The 1344-nt window shown below is 69.6% G+C and carries 2 protein-coding genes; one reads left to right on the forward strand and one right to left on the reverse strand.

Going from position 1 to position 1344, the window contains the following annotated elements; genetic code table 11:
• On the reverse strand, positions 1-110 hold a 110-nt coding region (locus ASF52_RS22875), incomplete at its 3' end, for a transposase (RefSeq protein WP_162241028.1).
• Between the two features lie 551 nt (positions 111-661).
• Here ASF52_RS22875 and ASF52_RS12415 point away from each other — a divergent pair.
• On the forward strand, positions 662-1344 hold a 683-nt coding region (locus tag ASF52_RS12415), incomplete at its 3' end, for a type VI secretion system Vgr family protein (protein WP_274533793.1).

Consider the following 1344-nt stretch of genomic DNA (forward strand, 5'->3'; position numbering starts at 1 on the left):
TGGATCCCGAGTTCGGCCGCGATCTGCATCTGTGGTCGGCCGCTGCTCTCCAACAGCGCTACCGCCTCGCGTTTGAACTCGGGGGTGAACTCGCGTCTCGTTTTTGCCATCAAACACCTTCCCCGCCCGTAACGAGCGTATCAGAGGTGTCCGTGAGACCGGGGGAGGATCAGTTCAGCCTTCGCGGGATGCCAGGGCATTTCCAACCTGACGACGGGCCGGAGTTCAGCGCCACGGTCGTTCCGGACTGGATCGCGGCGATTGGCTCGCTGTTCGCCGACATCGAGCCGGGCAGCCCCGAGGAACGGCGACTGCGAAAGCCGCGACGCCAAGCTCGGGGCGAACTCCTCGACGGCGCCGTAATCGGCAGCCGCGTGGAGACCAGCCTCGTCATCGAGCAAGCGCGACGGTACCGGCGCCAGCCTCGCAGGCCGGCCGCCGGGCGGGCAGGCCGACGGCCCCGGCGGGTTCTGCGGCTACGCCCGCACGGTCGAACGACCCCACCTTCGCAGGGGAGGCAAGCGGGGCCCATGGCGGTGCAACGCGAGCCCGGGGGCGAGGCGATCGGGACCGGCCCGGATACGATGTGAGAAACCCGGATGACGAACACAATCGCAGGTGGTATGCGGTGTCGTCAGCTTGACGGTTCGGAGACCCGCCGATGGAGCCCCATGTCCGCTACACGCAGGCGGGTCGTCTTCTGTCGATCGCGACGGTGCTGGGCGAGGACACGCTGCTGCTGGAGCGGCTGGAGGTCGAGGAGGGCCTGTCGGCGCTGTTCACCCTGCGCGCCACGGTGCGGGCCCAGCGCGAGACCGTGCGGGCGGACGAGATCGTCGGCACCGCCGCCGATCTGTCCCTGACCCTCGCGGACGGCACGCCCCGGGTCTGGAACGGGCTCGTGACCGAGCTGCACGAGGGCCCGATCGTCACCCGCGGCGCGCGTCAGTACGCGTTGACCCTGCGCCCGCGCCTGTGGCTGATGAGCCAGCGGTCGGATTGCAGGATCTTTCGCGATCGGACCACGCTCCAGGTGCTCGAGACCCTGTGCGCCGAGCACGGCATCGCCGACTTCGATCTCTCCGGCGTGACGAGCCCGCCGGACAAGCAGCCCTACGCGGTGCAGTGGAACGAGACGGATCTGGCCTACCTGCTGCGGCGGCTGGAGGAGGACGGCACGTTCTACTACTTCGTCCACGCCGCGGGCCGGCACACCCTGGTGGTGGGCGACCATGCCTCGGCCTACCGCGACGGCGACCCCGAGCGGGTGCGTCTCGCCTTCGGCTCGGCCGATGCCGAGCACATCCACGACTGGCGCCGGCAGATGCGCTTCACCCCCGGCAA

The sequence above is a fragment of the Methylobacterium sp. Leaf112 genome, from assembly GCF_001423295.1.
Lineage (GTDB): Bacteria > Pseudomonadota > Alphaproteobacteria > Rhizobiales > Beijerinckiaceae > Methylobacterium.